We start from the raw sequence: 19,897 nt of genomic DNA on the forward strand, positions 1-19,897 counted from the left end.
CCTATCGCCGAAAATCAGGCGGCGTCGATTTCACCGGACTCGATCTGTTCGCGCTCGATCGATTCGAACAGGGCCTTGAAGTTGCCCTCGCCGAAGCCATCGTCGCCCTTGCGCTGGATGAACTCGAAGAAGATCGGCCCGATCACGGTTTTCGAGAAGATCTGCAACAGGATCTTGGTCTCGCCACCATCAACAACCCCTTCTCCGTCGATCAGGATGCCGTGCTTCTTCATCCGGTCCACCGGCTCGTCATGGCCCTTCACGCGGTCGAAGGACATCTGGTAGTAAGCATCGTTGGGGCCGGGCATGAACTTCAGCCCCCGCTCGGCGATGGCATCGGTCGAGTCATAGATGTTCTCGGTGCCGACGGCGATGTGCTGGATGCCTTCGCCTTTGTATTTCTTCAGATAGGACACGATCTGCCCGGTCTCGCCGCGGTCCTCGTTGATCGGAATGCGGATCCGGCCGCAGGGCGAAGTCAGCGCGCGGCTGAACAGACCAGTGTATTTACCCTGGATGTCGAAGAAGCGGATTTCACGGAAATTGAACAGGTCGCCGTAGAACTTGAACCACTTGTCCATGTTGCCCTTGTAGACATTGTGGGTCAGGTGATCGAGGTAATAGAAGCCCACGCCGCGCGGCTTGGACTGCTTCAGCCACTCGAATTCCTCGTTGTAGGGCGAGGTCTCGTAATATTGGTCGATAAAATAGATCAGCGATCCACCGATGCCCTTGATCGCGGGCACGTCCATGGTCTTGTCGGCGCCATCATAGGGTTCGGCCCCTTTTGAGACCGCGTGTTCATAGGCCTTTTGTGCATCGACTACGCGCCACCCCATCGACGGGGCGCAGGGCCCGTGCTCAGCCACGAATTTCGCGGCAAAACTGTCTGGATCGGCGTTCAGGATATAGGTGATGTCGCCCTGCTGCCACAGCTCGATTGCAGGCTTATCCTTGTGGCGGGCAACCATTTCAAAACCCATTTTCGCGAAAAGATCGCGCAACTCCTGCGGCTCGGGATGGGCGAATTCGACGAACTCGAATCCGTCGGTCCCGGCGGGGTTTTCTGCGCTGACAACTGATTTCGGGGCATTGTGGGGGAAAGGACCCATGGCGTGTCTCCTCGACGAAAGGAATTTCTTTGCTGATTCAAGAATACGCATTTTTTCACACTGTTTTTGCGCATATTTTTCATGTAAACTTCTAATTGATGCGTGAAATTCGCGCGAAAATAATAAAGATTGAAAAAAACTCGCACATGCTGGATGCAATCGACACACGCCTGCTGGCGGCCCTGCAAAAGGATGCCCATCTGACGGCCCATCAGTTGGGCGAGTTGCTGAACCTGTCGCCCAGCCAGGCGGGCCGCCGTCGTCAGCGGCTTGAGGCCGAGGGCTATATCACCGGCTATGCTGCCAAGCTGGACCCCTTGAAACTGGGCCTGCACGTGCAGGGTTTCATCCAGGTTCACCTGGGCACGCACGGCCCCGAGCAATCGGCCAGCTTTGCCCGCATGGTCAATTCCCGCCCCGAGATCACCAGCGCCTGGACGATGACCGGCGAGGCGGATTACCTGCTGCACGTCTATTGTGCGGATCTTTCCGCGCTCAACGCCTTGCTGCACGAGGTGATCCTGCCGCATCCTGCCGTGGCCCGCGTGCAAAGCCAAATCGTGATGGATCAGCTCAAGCGCGACGCCCCGCTACCCACTTGACGGCCCCGAAAGGAACGAGATGAACGAATTTCTGTACCAGGCCTCGATCTATCTGGCGGCGGCGGTGATCGCCGTGCCCCTGTCGGCGCGGTTGGGGCTGGGGTCGGTTCTGGGCTACCTCGCCGCCGGCCTTGCCATCGGGCCGATTCTGGGCTTGGTGGGGGCGGAAACCAAAGACCTGCAGCATGTGGCCGAATTCGGCGTGGTCATGATGCTGTTCCTGATCGGGCTTGAACTGGAACCGCGCGCGCTGTGGGACATGCGGCACAAGCTGCTGGGGCTGGGCGGGTTGCAGATTTCAATCTCGACCGCGGCCATCGCGGCCGTGACCTATTATACCGGGCAACCGTGGACGGTCGCCCTGGCGGTTGGGCTGACCCTGTCGCTGTCTTCGACGGCGATTGTGCTTCAGACCTTGTCCGAAAAAGGGTTGATGCGCACCAATGGTGGCCGGGCGACGTTCTCGGTTCTGTTGACGCAGGACATCGCGGTGATCCCGATCCTGGCCTTTCTGCCGCTGCTGGCCATGCCGGCCAGCATCTTCATCGAGGATGATGGCTCGATCACGCGCGGTGGCGACGGGCACGGCGACGCGAACCATGCGCTGTCGCTGGTCGACGGCCTGCCCGGCTGGGCGGTGACGCTGGTGACATTGGGCGCGATCGCGGTCGTGATCCTGGTCGGCGTCTACCTGACCCGCCCCCTGTTCCGGTTCATCCACGCGACCCGCTTGCGCGAGATGTATACGGCGCTGGCCCTGATGATCGTGGTCGGGATCTCGTTCCTGATGACGCTGGTGGGCCTGTCGCCGGCGCTGGGGGCCTTTCTGGCGGGCGTCGTCCTGGCCAGTTCCGAGTTCCGGCACGAAATGGAAAGCGATCTGGAGCCGTTCAAGGGGTTGCTGCTGGGTCTGTTCTTCATCACCGTCGGGGCTGGCATTGACGTAGGGTATTTCTTCAGCGATCCCTTCGACCTGATCGGGCTGGCGCTGCTGGTGATCCTGATCAAGGGCATCATCCTCTACATCGTCGGGCGCGCCTTCAAGCTACGTGGGCGCGATCATTGGCTTTTCACATTGGGCCTGGCACAGGCGGGCGAATTCGGCTTCGTGCTATTGGCTTTTTCGACCAAGCAGAGCGTGATCCCGCCTGCCCTTGGACAAAAGCTGTTGATGATCATCGCGCTGACGATGCTGATCACGCCGCTGTTGTTCATCCTGTATGATGTCCTGTCGCGCCGCATCCGCGACCGGGCCCCTCAGGTCGAACCCGAGGACATCGACGAACAGGGGCCCGTCATCATCGCCGGGATCGGCCGGTTCGGCCAGATCGTCAATCGCCTGGTCCGCGCCAGCGGGTTCAAGACGGTGGTTCTGGACCACAACATCGAGACCATCCAGTTGATGCGGCGCTTTGGCGTCAAGGGGTTTCTGGGCGACCCGACGCGGCCCGAACTGCTGCGGGCGGCGGGGCTGGAAAAGGCCTCAGTCCTGGTGGCCGCGATGGACAACCCCAAAGAAGTGACCCGGCTGGTTGCCTATGCCCGGCGGCAGCGCCCCGATCTGCACATCGTCGCGCGCGCTCATGACCGCACCCATGTGTACGAACTCTACCAGGCCGGCGCCGATGATATCGTCCGCGAGCTGTTCGACAGTTCGCTTCGGGCGGGCCGCTATGTGCTGGAAAATATCGGGCTGAGCGAATACGAAGCCGCGCAGGCCCAACAGACATTCTATCACCACGACCGGCAGGCAATCCGCGAATTGGCCGAGCTGTGGGTTCCCGGCCAGCCGACGGCCGAGAACAAGAAATACATCGAAAAGGCGCGCGAATTGGAGAAGGACCTGGAAACCGCGCTGCTGGAACTGGCCGAGAAGAAGGAAAAGAAATCCGCCTGATCCGGCGCGGGGCCGGATCAGATGGGCGTCATCCTTCCGACACGCCGGCCTCGGCAAAGGTGGCCATGCCCGAATGGCAGGCAACGGCGCTTTTCAGGATGTTGATCGCCAGCGCGCCACCCGACCCTTCGCCCAGCCGCAGCCCGAGGTTCAGCAAGGGGGCCTTGTCCAGCTTTGCCAGCATGGCGGCGTGGGCGCCCTCGGCGCTTTGATGGCCGGCCAACGCGTGATCCAGCGCGCCGGGCGCCACACGATCCAGGCAGGCGGCGGCCGCCGTGCAGATGAACCCATCCAGAATGACAGGTATCCGTAACACCCGTGCCGCCGCGATCGCCCCGGCCATGGCCGCAAGTTCCCGCCCACCCAGGCAGCGCAGGATCTCGAGCCCATCACCCGAGGCCCCGTGCAGTGCGACACCTTCGGCCACGACGCGCGTCTTGTTGGCAAGCCCGGCATCGTCCACACCGGTGCCACGCCCGGTCCAGTCGGCGGCCTCTCCGCCGAACAGGGCACAGGCTATCGCCGCCGCCGGGGTCGTATTGCCGATGCCCATTTCGCCGACCACAAGCAGGTCTGCATCGGGGTCGACCGCCCGCCACCCCGTACGCAACGCGTCCAGAAGCTCGGCCTCGGTCATGGCCGGGCCTTGCGTGAAATCCGCCGTCGGTCGATCGAGATCCAGCGCCTGCACCGTCATCCTGGCCCCGGCCGCCTTGGCCAGTTGGTTGATTGCGGCGCCGCCATGTTCGAAATTCAGGACCATCTGCGCGGTGACTTCGGGCGGAAAGGCCGAAACCCCCTGCGCTGTCACCCCGTGATTGCCGGCAAACACGATCACCTGCGGCGCCTCGATCCGCGGCTGCGCGTCGCCGCGCCAGCCCGCATACCAGATCGCTAGTTCCTCGAGCCGACCCAAGGCCCCCGGCGGCTTGGTCAATTGGCCGTTGCGGTCGGAAGCGCCCCGCAGCGCGTCCCCGTCCGGACCGGGCGCAGTACGCAAAGCATCCCGGAAAGTATTCAGATCATCGAGTTCGGGCAGCATTCAAAGCCTCGTTGCATCACAGTCGTCCTGCGTGTTTAACCGAACGCGAGGCTCCAACAACCCCTTGAAAGGCGCGCAGGTGCACAAAAACGACACACGGCTGTTTTCGCCCCGGGACATACCGCTGGCGCTGGTTCTTCTCACGCGGTTGCCCCTGCCCCGGCTGCCGGATGAGGTTTTCGCCCGTCAGGCGCACGCGGTCTGGGCCTTTCCCCTCGCGGGACTGGTCGTTGGCCTGCTGGCCGGTCTGGTCGGCTGGGTGGCGTCGGGTGCCGGTCTGCCGCCCTGGTGCACGGCCTCCCTGATCGCCGCAACCCTGACCATCGTGACCGGCGCCATGCACGAAGACGGGCTTGCCGACACCGCTGATGGGCTGTGGGGCGGCTATTCGGTCGAGCGGCGGCTCGAGATCATGAAGGACAGCCACATCGGCACGTTCGGTGTGTTGGCGTTGGTTTTTTCACAGTTAATGCGGGTGGCCGCGATCGTCGCCCTTCTGACCGGCGGAGGGCTTGCGTGCCTCGTGGCAGCGGCGGTGGTCTCGCGCGCGATGATGCCGCCGTTGATGGCGGGGCTGCCCAATGCGCGCGGCGCGGGGTTGAGCCATCAGGTCGGAACGCCTCCGGGCTCGGCGGTGATCGCGGGGTTGGTTCTGGCCTGCTTTCTGGGCATGGCCCTGGCGGGCTGGCCCGCGATTGCCGCGACGGTGTGCGCGGGCCTGGCGGTGATGACGGTCGCTGCAATTGCCAAGGCAAAGATCGGTGGCCAGACCGGCGACATCCTGGGCGCCACCCAGCAAGTGTCCGAGATCGTGTTTCTTCTGGTCCTGGCCGCTGCGGCCTAGGTCACGCCACCTGTTTCGATCCGCAAGGTTGCGCCGCAATGCTTGCAGTGCACCGCATCAGGGTCATGCCGGAACAATCCGCAGCTGCGGCATTTATATCGGACCTTTTGCGGCATGAAGACGGCCTGCGCCAGGCGCACGAACAGCGCCACCCCGACGACCATGATGAACACCGAAAACAGCTTGCCGCCCGGCGTGGGCAGGGTGATGTCTCCGAACCCCGTGGTGGTCAGAGTAGCCATCGTGAAATACAGCGCGTCGATATAGGGAGTTTCGCTGCTGGATGGAATGAAGAACACCAGAACGGCGGTTGACGTTGCAAACACGAAGACCAGAAGGTTGACCGCCGCAATCACCGCGTCTTCATGCGTGCGAAAGAACGTGCTGTCTCGCCGCAGATCCCGCAGCAGATGGTAGGAATGGATCAGCCGCAGCGCCCGCAGAACCCTTAGGAAGGCCAGGCTGCCGGTCAGAAACGGATCGAGGACGATCGACAAGATCACCACCAGATCGGCCATCGTGTAGATCTTGAACAACAGTTTCCGGCGATCCTTGGCGATCCACAATCGGGCCAGGAAATCCAGCAGGATGATCAGCCCCACGCCCCAGCTGACCGCGATCAGCGCCGGCCCGTGGGGTATGTTGGCCGTGGAAACGAAGAACACGATCGAGGCGAAATCGAATAAGATGAGGAAATACCGAAACCACACCGAAACCGCCGCGCGACCGACATACAGTGCCCTAACCGTTTGTTTCATCACCGCCTCTCGATCAGTACCATCCCCGAAAACCTAACCCGCAACCGGTCGCCCGACCAAGGCGCGCCCATGAAAAAACCGCCCCGTAACCGGGGCGGTCAAATCTGTCGGATCACATCGGATCAGGCTGCGCGCGAGGTCAAGGCTTCGTCAACCTGCTTGGCAGCGGCAATCTCGTCGGACCCCGAGACAGCCGCGACTTCTCGGGTCAGCCGGTCAAGCGCGGCCTCGTACAGCTGACGCTCGGAGTAGCTCTGCTCGCGTTGTTCGTCGGTGCGATGCAGGTCACGGACCACTTCGGCGATCGAGATCAGGTCTCCGGAATTGATTTTCTGTTCATATTCTTGTGCCCGGCGCGACCACATGGCCCGTTTGACTTTGGCCTTGCCCTTCAGGGTCTTCATGGCCTGGCTGATCACGTCCGGCGAGCTCAGCGACCGCAGCCCCGACTCGGTGGCCTTGTTGGTCGGCACCCGCAGTGTCATCTTGTCCTTTTCGAACGAGATCACGAATAGTTCCAGCTTGAATCCCGCAACTTCCTGTTCTTCGATCGATATGATCTTCCCAACCCCATGGGCCGGGTAGACAACAAAATCGTTCGGGCGAAACTCGAGCTTCTTCGATTTTGACATGCACTTGCTTCCTTGGTTTCAGAGCGGGAACAGACGGCAAAAGCCGAACCGGGGTCTGTAATGACCCCCGTCGGGTTGCCGGCTTTATTGATTTCAGCACTCCAAAGCGAACATACTTACGGAGTCATCCCCATCTCGGTCGATTTCTGAGTTTGATCATATCACAAAAATACGACATCTGGAAGCCGGCCTAACAGCGACAGGCAAGATATCGAGGTTTTTCAGAGCTTTGATGACCTGAAAGCCGCGATTGCGACGGCCGAATCGCTTAGCCGCCTTCGCCCGGGGCTTCCGAGAAATACTTCTCCATCTTGCCCTCTTCGCCGTCGTGCTTCTCGGCATCGGGCAGCGGATCCTTCTTCGACACGATCACCGGCCAGATCTCGGCGTATTTCCGGTTGAATTCGACCCACTCTTCCATGCCCGGCTCGGTATCGGGGCGGATCGCGTCAGCAGGGCATTCCGGCTCGCACACACCGCAGTCGATGCACTCGTCGGGATGGATGACCAGCGTGTTCTCACCCTCGTAGAAGCAATCGACCGGACAAACCTCGACGCAGTCGGTGTATTTGCAGGCAATGCAGTTCTCGGTGACAACATAGGTCATGGTCGAATTCCCATATCGGTTTCGGCGACTAGCTAATTCAACCCGCACCGGTCTTCAAGAGAAGATCACCCCCTTGGGGTGCGAGAAAGATCAAGCGCACGCCGTTCCTTCTTGGTCGGACGACCTTTTCCCTCGAAACCCGGATTTCCCGGCAGAGCGTTCTGCGCGGGCATCAGATCGGTGTACAGCGTCTGCGCCTCGGACGCGGGGCCGCGACGCTCGCCCAGGAATTCGACGCGGACGACCCGGACCACTCGCCCCTGCGCAAAGGTCAGGACATCCCCGGGCCCGACGGTCTGCGCCGGCTTCTGGGCCCGGTCTCCGTTTATGCGCACATGGCCAGCGCTGACCTGTCTGGCGGCCAGGCTGCGGGTCTTGAAGAACCGAGCATGCCACAGCCACTTGTCGATCCGCAGCTTGGCCAGCGCCTCTGCCATGGCGGATCAGTTGCCTTCCTTCAGGCCCATCAGCGCCGCGGCGAAGGGGTTGTCGGGGTCGATGGCCTTTTCCTTTTTCGGTGGGCGCGACGAGAAGGTCTTGGCCCCTTGCGGCTTGCCCCCCTTGCCCCCTTGCGGCTTGCCACGGCCTTCGCGCGGCTTACCGCCCGGCTTGCCCTTGCCGCGCGGCTGCTGTGCATCCCGGCGCGGGCCGCGATTGCCTTGCCGCTGACGGCCCCAAGTGAAGGTATAGAACACCTCGATCTCGGGCTCGTCCGATGCCGGTTCGGCGGCCGGGGCCTCGGCGGGCGCCTCGGCGCTTTCGGTGGCCTCGGCTGACGGCTCGGCGGGTTCGCCTGCCGCATCCACCAGGGCATCAGAAGCTTCGGGTCCGGTCTCTGCCGGCTGCGCGTCGGATTCATCCGTCAGTTGAGGCTCGGCCATCGCTGGCCGGACCTTGACGCGCTCACCGCGTTCAGCCTTGTATCCCAGCCCCTGCATCAGGTCCGCAAATTGCTCCAGCGTCATGCCGGTGATCGACAACATGTCGGGCTTGGCCTCGAACCCGCCACGACTGTCTTCTGCCCGCAGCATGTCGGCCAAGCGCTCCAGCATGTCGATGCGGATGGCGCGCTCGCCCGCGTTGCGGTACCCGCACATGGTGTCATAGCCCTCGGGCGCATCCTTGGCGACGGGGACTGTCACGAGGCCCGGGGGCGGCGCTTCGGGAAACTCCTGCAGGCCGTTGGCCAAGGCCCACAACACCAGACGCAGACGCGTCGGGGCAGGCTTCAACAACAGCGGCATGAAGATGGTGAACTGACCGAACCGGATGCCGTGTTTGCGCAGCGCGCCGCGGGCGTCCTGGTCCAGATCCTTAACTTCTTGGGCGACACCGGCGCGCGGCAGGATGCCCAACGCCTCGACCATGCGGAAGGCAAAGCCCCGGGCCAGGCCCGTCAGCTCTTCGTCGCGCGACAGGTTCAGCAGGGGTTCGAACAGGGTCGCGATCTTGCGGTCGATGAAGTGCTGCAGGCGGCGCTGAACCTTCTGCTCGACCTCCGGCCCTGCGGCCTCGTCCACGAACACCTCGACCATCGGCTTGAGCGGCTCGGCCCCGGCAACCAGCTTGCCGACGGCATATTCGCCCCACATCAGGCCACCCTGTTCGGTAAAATCAATTTCGGTATCGGGCGCGTTGTAGAAGCGATCGGCACGCAGATGGAATTGCGGCGCGAGTGCTTGCAGCGAGGCCGATTTAAGCGCTTTCGCCTCGGTTCCCTGCGCGCTTTTGTCCGGGATGAACCGGAACCCTTCCAGACGACCGACGAATTCGCCTTCGACGGTCACTTCACCCTTGTCATTCACTTCGGCCAAAAGGGCCTCCTTCTGTTTGAGCCGGCGCAGCAGAACAGATGTACGCCGGTCCACAAATCTTTGCGTCAGACGTTCATGCAAAGCGTCCGATACCCTGTCTTCTACAGCGCGGGTTTCCGCGCGCCAATGGGATTCGTCGCGCACCCAGCCGTTTCGTTGCGCAACATATGTCCAGGTGCGAATATACGCCAACCTTTTGGACAACGCATCAATATCGCCGTCGGTTCGGTCGATCCGGCGGATCTGGCGCGCTAGGAAATCCTCGGGGATCGTACCGCGTTCGTGCAGATGCCCAAAAATCGATTCGAGCAGGCTGGCATGTTCGGCATGGCTGATGCCGCGAAAATCGGGGATTCGGCAGACATCCCACAAGAGGCGGATCGACGGGCCGTCACTGGCACGGGCCGCAACCTCGGGCACCTGGGCCAGCGATTTCAGCGCGTTCAAATCGTCGGCGGGCCGGGCTTTGACCAAGTGTTCGTTGTCCGGGCTGGCCTCGAGCGAGTCGATCAGCGCCTCGACCGACCCGAACCGCAAGGCGGCATTCCGCCAGTTCAGCTTTTTCATCGGCGTGAACCGGCTGTCCATGATGGCCTGTGCCACGCCCTCGTCCAGCGGCGATGCCTCGCCCGTCACGCCGAAGGTGCCATCCGACATGCCGCGCCCGGCGCGCCCGGCGATCTGGGCCAGTTCGTTCGGAGCCAGCGGCCGCATACGCCGGCCATCGAATTTGGACAGGGACGAAAACGCCACGTGGTTCACATCGAGGTTCAGCCCCATCCCGATGGCGTCGGTGGCTACCAGATAGTCGACCTCGCCATTCTGGTACAGCTCGACCTGCGCATTCCGCGTACGCGGGCTGAGTGCGCCCATGACCACGGCCGCCCCACCCTTTTGCCGCCGCAATAGCTCGGCAATGGCATAGACGTTCTCGACCGAGAACCCGACGATGGCGCTGCGCGGGGGCATGCGGCTGATTTTTTTGGACCCGGTGTAAACCAGTTGCGACATCCGCTCGCGCCGGACGAACTGCGCCTGCGGAACCAGCGCCGCGATCGGGCCGCGCATCGTGTCGGCACCCAGAAACAGCGTCTCGTGCGTGCCGCGCATCCGCAGCAGCCGATCGGTAAAGACATGACCGCGCTCGGGGTCGGCGCACAGTTGTATTTCGTCGATGGCCACGAAATCGGTGCCCATCCCCTCGGGCATCGCCTCAACCGTGCAGACCCAGTATTGCGTGCGCGGCGGCACGATGCGTTCTTCACCCGTCACAAGAGCCACCACCGAGGGGCCGCGGATGGCGACGATCTTGTCATAGACCTCGCGCGCAAGCAGCCGCAGCGGCAGGCCGATGACACCGGTCCGGTGCCCCAGCATGCGTTCGATCGCATAGTGGGTTTTGCCTGTGTTGGTCGGGCCAAGTACGGCCACGATTCGGGATGCCCCGTTCACCTTTGCCCCCTGCCCGGACCTTAAAGCGCCTTGCCCGCGATTTGCGGTTTCAGCCGATTCACGGCATTGGTTACTTCTTCGTGATGGGGATGTATAGCCAGCGCGCGCGAATAGGCCTCATAGGCCCGGTCGGGCTGACCCAGAACCTCGAAGATCAGGCCCAGACCATAAATGGCTTGGTAATTGTTCGGGTTCAGGGTCAGGGCATGTTCAAGATCCGCCGCCGCCATGCCGAACCGTTCCAGCCCGAAAAAGACCGAGGCCCGCGCATGCCAGCCCTCGGCAAAATCGGGCGCGTGGTCGGTCAGCGCTGTCAGGTGATCCAGGGCAGCGTCGATGTTCCCCTGTTCCATCGCATCGCGCCCCCGTTCCAGCAGCAGATCCGCCGAGGCCGAGCCGGATTGCGACCACAGCGCCTGCAACTGCCGATCCAGGCCAATGGCCTGTTGCGGCGTCGCCTCGGCCAGTTGCCGCAGCAGTTCCGCCTCGTCGCGCAGATCGGCCTGCTGTCCCCACGCAGTGGTGGAAAACGTGACTAGGACCGCAAATGCCGCAACGGTACCTTTGAGATTGTTGATTGCAATGCTCATAACAATGTTCAGTGTAGCGTTGCGACCGCGGATGTCCATTCACGGCGCACCAACAAATGAGGAAGACCATGAGCGACACTCTTGAAAAAGCGGCAGCCGCGCTGAACGAAAAACTGTCGGGGGGCGAATTCGATTCTTCGGCGAAATTCGCCATTGCCGAGCTGGGCTCGATCGTGCTGGACGCGAATGGCGCGCGGGTCAGCGACGAGGACGCTGAAGTCACCCTGAGCGCCGACGCGGAAACGTTTGAACAGATCCTCAACGGCGAGTTGAACCCCACCGGTGCGTTCATGGCCGGCAAGCTGAGCGTCGATGGCGATATGGGAATTGCCATGAAACTTGCCTCGGTACTGGCCTGATGGAACTGTCGCCGGCCCCTTTCTTTGAAGACGTGGCCGGCGGTCCCGTCGGCGGCGCCGCGCATTGGTTGACCACCAGCGACGGCACGCGCATCCGCGGGGGCCACTGGCGCCCCGAGGGTGAGGCGACCGGGACGGTGATGATCTTTCCCGGCCGCACCGAATACATTGAAAAATATGGCAATGCGGCGGGCGAGTTCGTGCGGCGCGGCTTTGCCGTACTGGCCGTGGACTGGCGCGGACAGGGCCTGGCCGACAGGTTGCTGGAAGATCCGCGCATCGGACATGTGGACAAGTTCACCGACTATCAGCAGGACGTGCGCGAAACGCTGAAACTGGCCGAGCACCTGGGCCTGCCGAAACCCTGGCACGTGATCGGCCATTCGATGGGCGGCGCGATCGGGTTGCGCGCGGTTCTGGAGACCGACCGGTTTGCCTCTTGCGCTTTCACCGGCCCGATGTGGGGCATTTTCTTCACCCCCCTCATGAAGCCACTCAGCCGCCTGACCGCCTATTGGGGGCCGCGATTCGGGTTGGGCGAACGCACGCCGCCCACGACATCGCTGGACAGCTATGTGCTGACCCAGCCGTTCGAGGGCAACGTTCTGACCCGCGACCCCGGGATGTACCGGATGATGCAGGACCAGTTGAAAGCGCACCCCGAACTGGCCTTGGGCGCCCCGTCCACCATATGGCTGCGCGAGGCGCTGGACGAATGTGAATGGCTTGTGGCGCAGACCGCGCCGGACATTCCCTGCCTGACCTATCTTGGCACCCACGAGCAGATCGTGGACCGCAAGGCGATCCGGGCGCGGATGACGAATTGGCCCAGCGGCCGGCTGGTCGAAATCCCCGACGGCGAACACGAGGTGATGATGGAACCGCCCGAGGTCCGCGGCCCCGTATTCGAAGAGATGGCCGCGCATTTCTCGGCCGCCGCCAACGGGCGGTTATCCAATCTTGCGATGACGCGCTGACGCCTCGGCTGCTTGTGATCCGCGCGCCCTGCGCCTAGATGTGGTCCAACGCAGACAATCGAGGTGTTTCATGCACGAGCTTCCCTTCCCCGTCCGAGACGCAAATGCCGGTGGCGGCGCCGACAACCTTGGCAACCTGCCGGAGTGGAACCTGGACGATCTTTACAAGGGACAGGACGCGCCGGAACTGACCCGCGATCTTGAGTGGCTGGAACAGGAGTGCGCGGGTTTTGCCGCCGATTACGAAGGCAAGCTGGCTGATCTGGACGCTCAGGGCCTTCTGACCTGCGTGAAGCGCAACGAAAAGATCAACGCCGTCGCCGGGCGGATCATGTCCTTTGCCGGGCTGCGCTATTACCAGCTGACCACGGATGCCGAGCGCGCCAAGTTCCTTTCGGACATGCAGGAAAAGGTTACGCTGTTCACCACGCCTCTGGTGTTCTTCACGCTCGAGATAAACCGCATCGACGACGACGTACTGGCCGCTCATTTCAAGGCCAACGCGGACCTGGCCCGGTACGAGCCCGTCTTCCGCCGCATCCGCGCGATGAAGCCCTATCAACTGTCGGACGAGTTGGAGAAATTCCTGCATGATCTGGGGGTGGTCGGCGACGCGTGGGAACGGCTGTTCGACGAAACCATTGCCGGGCTGACCTTTACCGTGGATGGCGAAGAGCTGAACATCGAGGGCACCCTGAATCTGCTGACCGAACAGGACAGGTCCAAGCGCGAGGCGGCGGCTCGCGAACTGGCCCGTGTGTTTCAGGACAACATCAAGACCTTTGCCAGGGTCCACAACACCCAGACCAAGAAAAAGGAAATCATCGACCGCTGGCGCAAGATGCCAACCCCGCAGACCGCGCGGCACCTGGCGAACGATGTCGAACCCGAGGTGGTCGAAGCTTTGCGCGAGGCGGTCGTGGCCGCCTATCCCAAGCTCAGCCACCGCTATTACGAGCTCAAGCGCAAATGGCTGGGGCTGGATGTGATGCAGGTCTGGGACCGCAACGCGCCGCTGCCGATGGAAGACACCCGCACCGTGTCGTGGGAAGACGCCGAGAAGACGGTGATGGAGGCCTATGCCGCCTTCGATCCCCGAATGGCCGAGATTGCGGCGCCTTTCTTTTCGAAAGGCTGGATCGACGCTGCGGTGAAACCGGGCAAGGCCCCGGGTGCCTTCGCGCACCCCACCGTGACCGATGTGCACCCCTATGTGATGCTGAACTACCTGGGCAAACCGCGCGACGTGATGACGCTTGCGCACGAGCTGGGCCACGGCGTGCATCAGGTGTTGGCCGCCGGTCAGGGCGAGATGCTGTCCTCGACGCCCCTGACGCTGGCCGAAACCGCCAGCGTCTTCGGCGAGATGCTGACCTTCCGCAAGATGCTGGATCAGGCCGAAACGCCCGAGCAGCGCAAGGTTCTGTTGGCCGGCAAGGTCGAGGACATGATCAACACGGTAGTCCGCCAGATCGCCTTTTACGATTTTGAATGCAAGCTGCACGCCGCCCGCCGCGAGGGCGAACTGACGCCGGACGACATCAACGCCCTGTGGATGAGCGTTCAGGCTGAAAGCCTTGGCCCGGCGTTTGAATTCATGGATGGGTACGAAACCTTCTGGGCCTATATCCCGCACTTTGTTCACTCGCCCTTCTATGTCTATGCCTATGCCTTCGGTGACGGGTTGGTGAACGCGCTGTACTCGGTGTACGAAAGCGGCGCGGAAGGGTTCGAAGACAAGTATTTCGAGATGCTGCGCGCGGGCGGCTCCAAGCACCACAAAGAGCTATTGGCCCCGTTCGGCCTGGATGCCAGCGACCCGAAATTCTGGGACAAGGGCCTGTCGATGATCTCGGGCTTCATCGACGAGTTGGAGGCGATGGAAGAGTGACACCCAAGACCGGGCGCTGGGCCGCGCTGAAGGCGCAGCTGCGCCCGGTTCTGGCCCGCATTCGCCAGAAGGTTCCGCGCGGGTTGCGCTTCGTCGTGGGCGTCCTGCTGATCATCGGCGGAATTTTCGGATTCCTGCCAGTGGTGGGGTTCTGGATGATTCCACTGGGGATCATGGTCGCCGCGATGGATGTTCGGCTGTTGATACGCTGGAGGCGAACGCGTCGGAACGGCCGGGTTCGCTGATCTGGTCGGGGCAACCCTATTTCAGCTGGCTGTCCTTGGACCCGCGCCGGTTGATACCGCCGCGGGCTTTGTAGGCGCCGTCGTGCTCCTGCTGGCAGTCTAGGCACAGCTTGACGCCCGGGATGGCCTGACGCCGTTTTTCCGGGATTGGTTCCTCGCATTCCGCGCAATGGGTCAGGCTGTCGCCCACGGGGCGTTTGCGCGCCTGCATCCGAGCCAGCTCGTCGGAAATCGACGCTTCGATCTGTTCGCTTACCGCGCCGTCACGCGCCCAGCCTCCGGCCATGGTCTCCTCCGTTTCAGCCGCCGGCCAGTCTAGGCGCGCAGTGGTACGTCACGCAAGTCAGAGCGGTGTCGCGCCATCGAACACCCGGTCGATCATCGCTTGCGTCCCGCGCGAGAATTCCAGCGGACACGGGTATTCGTCCCCCGCGCGAATGGTTCGGCAAAACGCCTCGACCTGCAGCTTGTAGTGATCGTCGGCTGGGAAACGCGTCACAAGAACTTCCAAACCCGGACGATGCAGTTCGACCCGAGCCTCGCCAAACACCCGCGCGTTGAACGGCGCGGTCAGGCGGATCAGGCCGCGTTCCCCGTGAAAGACCATTTCCTGATGCGGGTGCATGCGGATCGAGACATAGGCCGAATAAGTAAAGCCCGGAAACTGCGCGCGTATTTCCGTGAACGCGTCGATTCCATCCTCCCAACGGATGGCCGATTGCACGGTGTCCGGTTCCTGCCCCGTCGCGAAACGGGCCGACCCGATGACATAGACGCCGATGTCGCGCAGCCCGCCGCCGCCGGTTTCGGCGCGGTTGCGGATATTGCCGGTGTCGGTGCGGTTGTCGAAGCTGAATGCGCCCGTGACATGCACCAGATCTCCGATGGCGCCGTCGGCGATCAGATCGCGCACATGCTGCCATTGCGGGTGGTGCACGATCATATAGGCCTCGGCGGCCAGCAGCCCGGTCTGGTCACGCTTGTGGATCAGGGCGTCGAACTCCTCGGCGCGCATGGTCATCGGCTTTTCACACAGAACGTGCTTGCCAGCCTCCAGCGCCTTAAGGCTCCATTCCACATGCAGGTGGTTCGGAAGCGGAATGTAGACCGCCTCGATTTCGGGCGAGGCCAGCAGCGCGCCATAGTCGTCAAAGACCTTCAGGTCCGGGCAGAAGTCCTGAAACGGCTCGGCCTTGGCCGGATCCGAGGTCGCCAGGGCGGCCAGTCGCGCGCCCGAAGCCGCATGGATCGCCGGCCCCATGAATTGGCGCGCGAATTTCGCCGCCCCCAGAATGCCCCATTGAACCGGCTTGTGCATGGTGTCCTCCGTATTTGACCACGTTGGGCACTGAAATGTTTGCGCCAACATCCGTTGCGACCTCTGTATCAGCCAAGCGACGCCAAGTCAGGCTTTTCTCATCAGTTTTCGCCCATAAGCTGCCGGAAACGCTTGGGGAGGAAAAACGTGAAGAGACTACTGAAATGGCTGGCCGGCCTTGTGGTGGCCGCGCTTGTCCTCGGAGCCGTGGTGTTCTTTGGTTTCGTGCCGGCCTATGTCGAAGGCGCGCGCAACAACGTGATCAACCACGACCCATATCCGGTGTCCGACACCGCCGCGGCCCTGCACGAAACCCTGCTCGTGGGCGACCTGCATGCCGATCCGCTGTTGTGGAGCCGCGACCTGACCGAGCGCGGAACCCGCGGCCAGGTGGATATTCCCCGGCTGATCGAAGGCAACGTGGCCCTGCAGGTGTTCACCGCCGTGACCAAGTCACCGGCCGGGCAGAACTACGAGGCAAACTCGGCCGAGGCATTCGACAACATCACGCTGTTGGCCATCGGCCAGATGTGGCCGCTGCGTACCTGGGACAGCCTTAAGGAACGCGCTATTTATCAGGCCGAGAAATTGCATCGGTTCGAGGCCGCCTCGGACGAGCACCTCAAGGTCATCAAGACCCGCGCGGATCTCGAGGCCGTTCTGGACGCCCGGGCGCGCGGCGAAAAGGTCGTGGGCGGCATTCTGGGAATCGAAGGCGCCCATCCGCTGGAGGGCGATCTGGCCAATCTCGAGCCGATATTCGATGCCGGCCACAGGGTGTTCGGGCTGCAGCATTTCTTTGACAACGAACTGGGCGGCTCGCTGCACGGCACCGGGAACACGGGCCTGACCGAATTCGGACGGCAGGTAGTGGCCGAACTGGCCAAGCGCCCGGTGGTGATCGACCTGGCTCATTCCAGCCCGCAAGTGGCGCGCGACGTGCTGGCCATGACAGACGAGCCGCTGATCGTCAGCCATGGCGGTCTGCACGGGTTCTGCCCGGTCAAGCGCAACTATCCCGATGACCTGATGAAGGGAATCGCGGCGACCGGCGGTGTCATCGGGATGGGATACTGGGCCGATGTCACCTGCGGCGACATCACCCCGACGGGCATCGCGAAAATGATCAAGGCCGCCATCCAAACGGTGGGCGAAGATCATGTGGCGCTCGGGTCCGACTACGACGGCTCGGTCGAGACCGCGTTTGACACGTCGGAACTGGCGGCGCTGACCTCGGCCTTGCAGGACGAAGGCCTGACCGAAACGCAGATCCGCAAGGTCATGGGCGAAAACATGGTACGGGTATTCCGCCAACAGCTGGAGTAGCGGCACGAAAAAACCGGCCCGGAGCGATCCGGGCCGGTTGTTCTGGTCGGGCCTCGCGCATCAGGCCGGCGTCAGCATCCCCTTTTCCCGCGCCAGTTCCCGCATCTTTTTCTGCAGCTTTTCAAAGGCGCGCACCTCGATCTGGCGAATGCGCTCGCGGCTGACATTGTATTGCGAGCTCAGCTCTTCCAGCGTGACGGGCTGATCCATCAACCGGCGCTGGGTCAGGATGTCCTTTTCGCGGTCGTTCAGCACCTCGAGCGCCTCGGCCAGCAACTCACGCCGAACCTCAAGCTCTTCGCGGGCCTCATAATCGCCGGCCTGGTCGGCATCTTCGTCTTCCAGCCAGTCCTGCCACTGCATGGTGCCTTCGCCCTCGGAGCCGACCGTGGCGTTCAGCGAGGCATCCCCGCCGGACATGCGGCGGTTCATGCTAATGACCTCCTCTTCGGTCACGCCCAGATCGTTGGCGATCTGCTTGACGTTGTCGGGATGCAGGTCGCCGTCTTCCAACGCACCGATGCGTGCCTTGGCTTTGCGCAGATTGAAGAACAGCTTTTTCTGCGCTGACGTGGTGCCCAGTTTAACCAGCGACCACGACCGCAGGATGTATTCCTGGATCGAGGCGCGGATCCACCACATGGCATAGGTCGCCAGGCGGAAGCCCTTTTCCGGGTCAAACCGTTTCACGGCCTGCATCAGGCCTACATTGGCCTCGGAAATCACCTCGGCTTGCGGCAGCCCATAGCCGCGATAGCCCATGGCGATCTTGGCGGCCAGCCGCAGATGCGACGTCACCATCTTGTGCGCCGCTTCGGTGTCCTGCTCTTCGACCCAACGCTTGGCCAGCATGTACTCCTCTTCCGGCTCGAGCAGCGGAAACTTGCGAATCTCCTGCAGATACCGGTTCAGCCCGCCTTCAGGCGTGGGCACGGGGAGGTTTTTGTAATTTGCCATGTATCACGTCCCTTTGGACCAATGTTTATGTCCTTAACATGGATATGGGGCCACGTTTCAGACCATTCAAGGGCAGGTGTTAACAGTGTGGGATTAAAGATTGATAAAGGAAACCTAAGAATGCGTTAGTCACGAGACCTTGCGGGTTGTTTCAACGCCGAAATAAGGGCCTGCATGTCCTGCGGAATAGGGGCTTCGAACCGCATCCGAGCGCCGGTCACGGGGTGTTCGAACCCCAAAACCGCCGCGTGCAGCGCCTGCCGGGGAAAGCTGCGCACCGCCTCTGCCGCGTCCGCGCCGAAGGACCGGGCCGACAGTTTGCGCTTGCCTCCATAGGCCGGGTCGCCCACCAGACCATGCCCGGCATGGGCCATGTGCACCCGGATCTGATGGGTGCGCCCGGTTTCCAACCAGCATTCGATCAGCGACACCGCGCCGGGCTGCCCGAACACCTCGACGACCCGGGCGCGCGTGACGGCGTGGCGACCGCCGTGGAACAGCACGGCCTGTTTCTGCCGGTCGTGTTTGTGCCGCGCCAGCTGCGTGGTGATCCGCATCACGTTGCCGGGTTCGAAACTCACGCCTTTGATGCCGCGCAGCCGAGGATCGTTGGCATCAGGAACGCCGTAGCACACCGCGCGGTAATACCGCTCGACGCTGTGCGCCTCGAACTGGGCCGCAAGCCCCTGATGGGCCGCATCCGATTTGGCGACCACCAGAAGCCCACTGGTATCCTTGTCGATTCGGTGAACGATGCCCGGCCGCTTGACCCCGCCCACGCCAGACAGATCATCGCCGCAGTGATGCAGCAGCGCATTCACCAAAGTGCCGTTGGGGGATCCCGGCGCCGGATGCACGACCATCCCCGCAGGCTTGTTGATCACGATCAGGTCGGCATCTTCGTGCACGATTTCCAACCGAATGTCCTCGGGGCCGATATGACTCTCATCCGCCTCGGACACGGTTATGCAGACAGCCGCACCTTCCGCCACCTTGGCCTTGGCATCGGTCACGACCTTGCCGTCCACCGAAACCGCGCCCTCCTCGATCAGGCGGGCCAGACGGGTCCGCGACAGATTTTCATCTTCTGGCACATCCCGCGAAAGCGCCTTATCAAGGCGAGGCGGCGGAGCGTCCGCGATCACGAAGTCTATTTGCCGGGTGCCCATGACTGTCCCTTCAGATCCTCAAGAACCGCAGGAAACGCCTCAGCTGCGCCTGCTGCGCCGCATGGTCATGTTGCTGACCGCGGTGATGATTGGCGGCGTTCTAGTGACATTCGCCTTGATTGTCATCCGCCTATCGGACAGAACCCCCACCCTGCCCGATCAAATCGAATTGCCCGACGGTGCCCGCGCCCAGGCCGTTACCATCGGCAGCAACTGGTTCGCCGTGGTGACCGATGACAACCGTATCCTGATCTTCGACAAGACCACCGGACGCCAGCGGCAGGAAATTCCTCTGGATTGAAGCG

The 19,897-nt window shown here is 62.5% G+C and carries 21 protein-coding genes; 9 read left to right on the plus strand and 12 right to left on the minus strand.

Annotated elements, in window-relative coordinates; translation table 11 throughout:
- Positions 1-14: 14 nt before the first annotated feature.
- Entirely contained in the window at positions 15-1,112 is a 1,098-nt protein-coding gene (hppD, locus tag AC2FMD_RS11760) for a 4-hydroxyphenylpyruvate dioxygenase (protein ID WP_496679642.1), read from the minus strand.
- A 146-nt stretch (positions 1,113-1,258) separates the two neighbouring features.
- Between hppD and AC2FMD_RS11765 the strand changes: the two genes are divergently transcribed.
- Together AC2FMD_RS11765 and AC2FMD_RS11770 are read left to right on the plus strand one after the other, a co-directional pair.
- A complete protein-coding gene (locus AC2FMD_RS11765; protein WP_496679641.1) occupies positions 1,259-1,714 on the plus strand; it encodes an Lrp/AsnC family transcriptional regulator in 456 nt (151 codons plus the stop codon).
- 19 nt (positions 1,715-1,733) lie between these two features.
- The gene (locus AC2FMD_RS11770) at positions 1,734-3,611 is read left to right on the plus strand and encodes a monovalent cation:proton antiporter-2 (CPA2) family protein (RefSeq protein ID WP_496795038.1); all 1,878 of its coding nucleotides are present in this window, start codon (positions 1,734-1,736) and stop codon (positions 3,609-3,611) included.
- A 28-nt stretch (positions 3,612-3,639) separates the two neighbouring features.
- Here AC2FMD_RS11770 and cobT read toward each other — a convergent pair whose 3' ends face one another.
- Positions 3,640-4,653 (minus strand): nicotinate-nucleotide--dimethylbenzimidazole phosphoribosyltransferase, encoded by a 1,014-nt coding sequence (cobT, locus tag AC2FMD_RS11775; RefSeq protein ID WP_496687091.1) that lies wholly within the window; start codon positions 4,651-4,653, stop codon positions 3,640-3,642.
- Positions 4,654-4,732: 79 nt separating this feature from the next.
- Between cobT and cobS the strand changes: the two genes are divergently transcribed.
- Positions 4,733-5,497, plus strand: a complete 765-nt coding sequence (gene cobS, locus AC2FMD_RS11780; RefSeq protein WP_496679634.1) for an adenosylcobinamide-GDP ribazoletransferase — start codon at positions 4,733-4,735, stop codon at positions 5,495-5,497.
- On the opposite strand, the gene AC2FMD_RS11785 is transcribed toward cobS, so the two are convergent.
- From AC2FMD_RS11785 to AC2FMD_RS11810, 6 genes are all read right to left on the minus strand, one after another.
- Complete coding sequence (locus tag AC2FMD_RS11785) at positions 5,494-6,255, minus strand: ion channel (RefSeq protein ID WP_496741846.1); 762 nt, start codon at positions 6,253-6,255, stop codon at positions 5,494-5,496. The genes cobS and AC2FMD_RS11785 overlap by 4 nt on opposite strands.
- A gap of 122 nt (positions 6,256-6,377) precedes the next feature.
- A complete protein-coding gene (locus tag AC2FMD_RS11790; protein ID WP_149775807.1) occupies positions 6,378-6,887 on the minus strand; it encodes a CarD family transcriptional regulator in 510 nt (169 codons plus the stop codon).
- Between the two features lie 268 nt (positions 6,888-7,155).
- Complete coding sequence (gene fdxA, locus AC2FMD_RS11795; protein ID WP_149775806.1) at positions 7,156-7,494, minus strand: ferredoxin FdxA; 339 nt, start codon at positions 7,492-7,494, stop codon at positions 7,156-7,158.
- A gap of 65 nt (positions 7,495-7,559) precedes the next feature.
- Positions 7,560-7,931, minus strand: coding sequence for an RNA-binding S4 domain-containing protein (locus AC2FMD_RS11800; protein ID WP_496710892.1), 372 nt, complete (start codon positions 7,929-7,931; stop codon positions 7,560-7,562).
- Between the two features lie 6 nt (positions 7,932-7,937).
- The gene (locus AC2FMD_RS11805; protein ID WP_496795039.1) at positions 7,938-10,760 is read right to left on the minus strand and encodes a helicase-related protein; all 2,823 of its coding nucleotides are present in this window, start codon (positions 10,758-10,760) and stop codon (positions 7,938-7,940) included.
- A gap of 20 nt (positions 10,761-10,780) precedes the next feature.
- Positions 10,781-11,350, minus strand: coding sequence for a tetratricopeptide repeat protein (locus tag AC2FMD_RS11810; RefSeq protein ID WP_496710894.1), 570 nt, complete (start codon positions 11,348-11,350; stop codon positions 10,781-10,783).
- 68 nt (positions 11,351-11,418) lie between these two features.
- Here AC2FMD_RS11810 and AC2FMD_RS11815 point away from each other — a divergent pair, with 68 nt between their 5' ends.
- The 4 genes from AC2FMD_RS11815 (at position 11,419) to AC2FMD_RS11830 (ending at position 14,822) form a co-directional block, all read left to right on the plus strand.
- Positions 11,419-11,709: an SCP2 sterol-binding domain-containing protein gene (locus tag AC2FMD_RS11815; protein WP_496710895.1), complete on the plus strand. Its 291-nt coding sequence runs from the start codon at positions 11,419-11,421 to the stop codon at positions 11,707-11,709.
- Complete coding sequence (locus tag AC2FMD_RS11820; RefSeq protein WP_496795040.1) at positions 11,709-12,686, plus strand: alpha/beta fold hydrolase; 978 nt, start codon at positions 11,709-11,711, stop codon at positions 12,684-12,686. Before AC2FMD_RS11815 ends, AC2FMD_RS11820 begins: the two co-directional genes overlap by 1 nt.
- A gap of 70 nt (positions 12,687-12,756) precedes the next feature.
- Entirely contained in the window at positions 12,757-14,577 is a 1,821-nt protein-coding gene (locus tag AC2FMD_RS11825; RefSeq protein ID WP_496795041.1) for a M3 family oligoendopeptidase, read from the plus strand.
- A complete protein-coding gene (locus AC2FMD_RS11830) occupies positions 14,574-14,822 on the plus strand; it encodes a hypothetical protein (protein WP_496679616.1) in 249 nt (82 codons plus the stop codon). Before AC2FMD_RS11825 ends, AC2FMD_RS11830 begins: the two co-directional genes overlap by 4 nt.
- Before the next feature lie 16 nt (positions 14,823-14,838).
- Here AC2FMD_RS11830 and AC2FMD_RS11835 read toward each other — a convergent pair whose 3' ends face one another.
- Both AC2FMD_RS11835 and AC2FMD_RS11840 read right to left on the minus strand, forming a co-directional pair.
- On the minus strand, positions 14,839-15,108 hold the full coding sequence (locus AC2FMD_RS11835) for a DksA/TraR family C4-type zinc finger protein (protein WP_496679614.1): 270 nt from the start codon (positions 15,106-15,108) through the stop codon (positions 14,839-14,841).
- A 57-nt stretch (positions 15,109-15,165) separates the two neighbouring features.
- Entirely contained in the window at positions 15,166-16,140 is a 975-nt protein-coding gene (locus tag AC2FMD_RS11840; RefSeq protein WP_496741840.1) for a Gfo/Idh/MocA family protein, read from the minus strand.
- A gap of 147 nt (positions 16,141-16,287) precedes the next feature.
- On the opposite strand from AC2FMD_RS11840, the gene AC2FMD_RS11845 reads away from it, so the two are divergent.
- Positions 16,288-17,466 carry a dipeptidase gene (locus tag AC2FMD_RS11845; RefSeq protein ID WP_496741838.1) on the plus strand — a complete coding sequence of 393 codons (1,179 nt, stop codon included), beginning with the start codon at positions 16,288-16,290 and terminating at the stop codon, positions 17,464-17,466.
- Positions 17,467-17,526: 60 nt separating this feature from the next.
- On the opposite strand, the gene rpoH is transcribed toward AC2FMD_RS11845, so the two are convergent.
- Together rpoH and AC2FMD_RS11855 are read right to left on the minus strand one after the other, a co-directional pair.
- Positions 17,527-18,423, minus strand: a complete 897-nt coding sequence (gene rpoH / locus AC2FMD_RS11850) for an RNA polymerase sigma factor RpoH (RefSeq protein WP_496679608.1) — start codon at positions 18,421-18,423, stop codon at positions 17,527-17,529.
- Positions 18,424-18,548: 125 nt separating this feature from the next.
- Complete coding sequence (locus tag AC2FMD_RS11855; protein WP_496741836.1) at positions 18,549-19,592, minus strand: RluA family pseudouridine synthase; 1,044 nt, start codon at positions 19,590-19,592, stop codon at positions 18,549-18,551.
- Here AC2FMD_RS11855 and AC2FMD_RS11860 point away from each other — a divergent pair.
- On the plus strand, positions 19,591-19,893 hold the full coding sequence (locus tag AC2FMD_RS11860) for a DUF6476 family protein (RefSeq protein WP_040634129.1): 303 nt from the start codon (positions 19,591-19,593) through the stop codon (positions 19,891-19,893). The genes AC2FMD_RS11855 and AC2FMD_RS11860 overlap by 2 nt on opposite strands.
- Positions 19,894-19,897 lie beyond the last annotated feature (4 nt).

It is taken from the genome of Ruegeria sp. BHSC276, assembly GCF_059612945.1.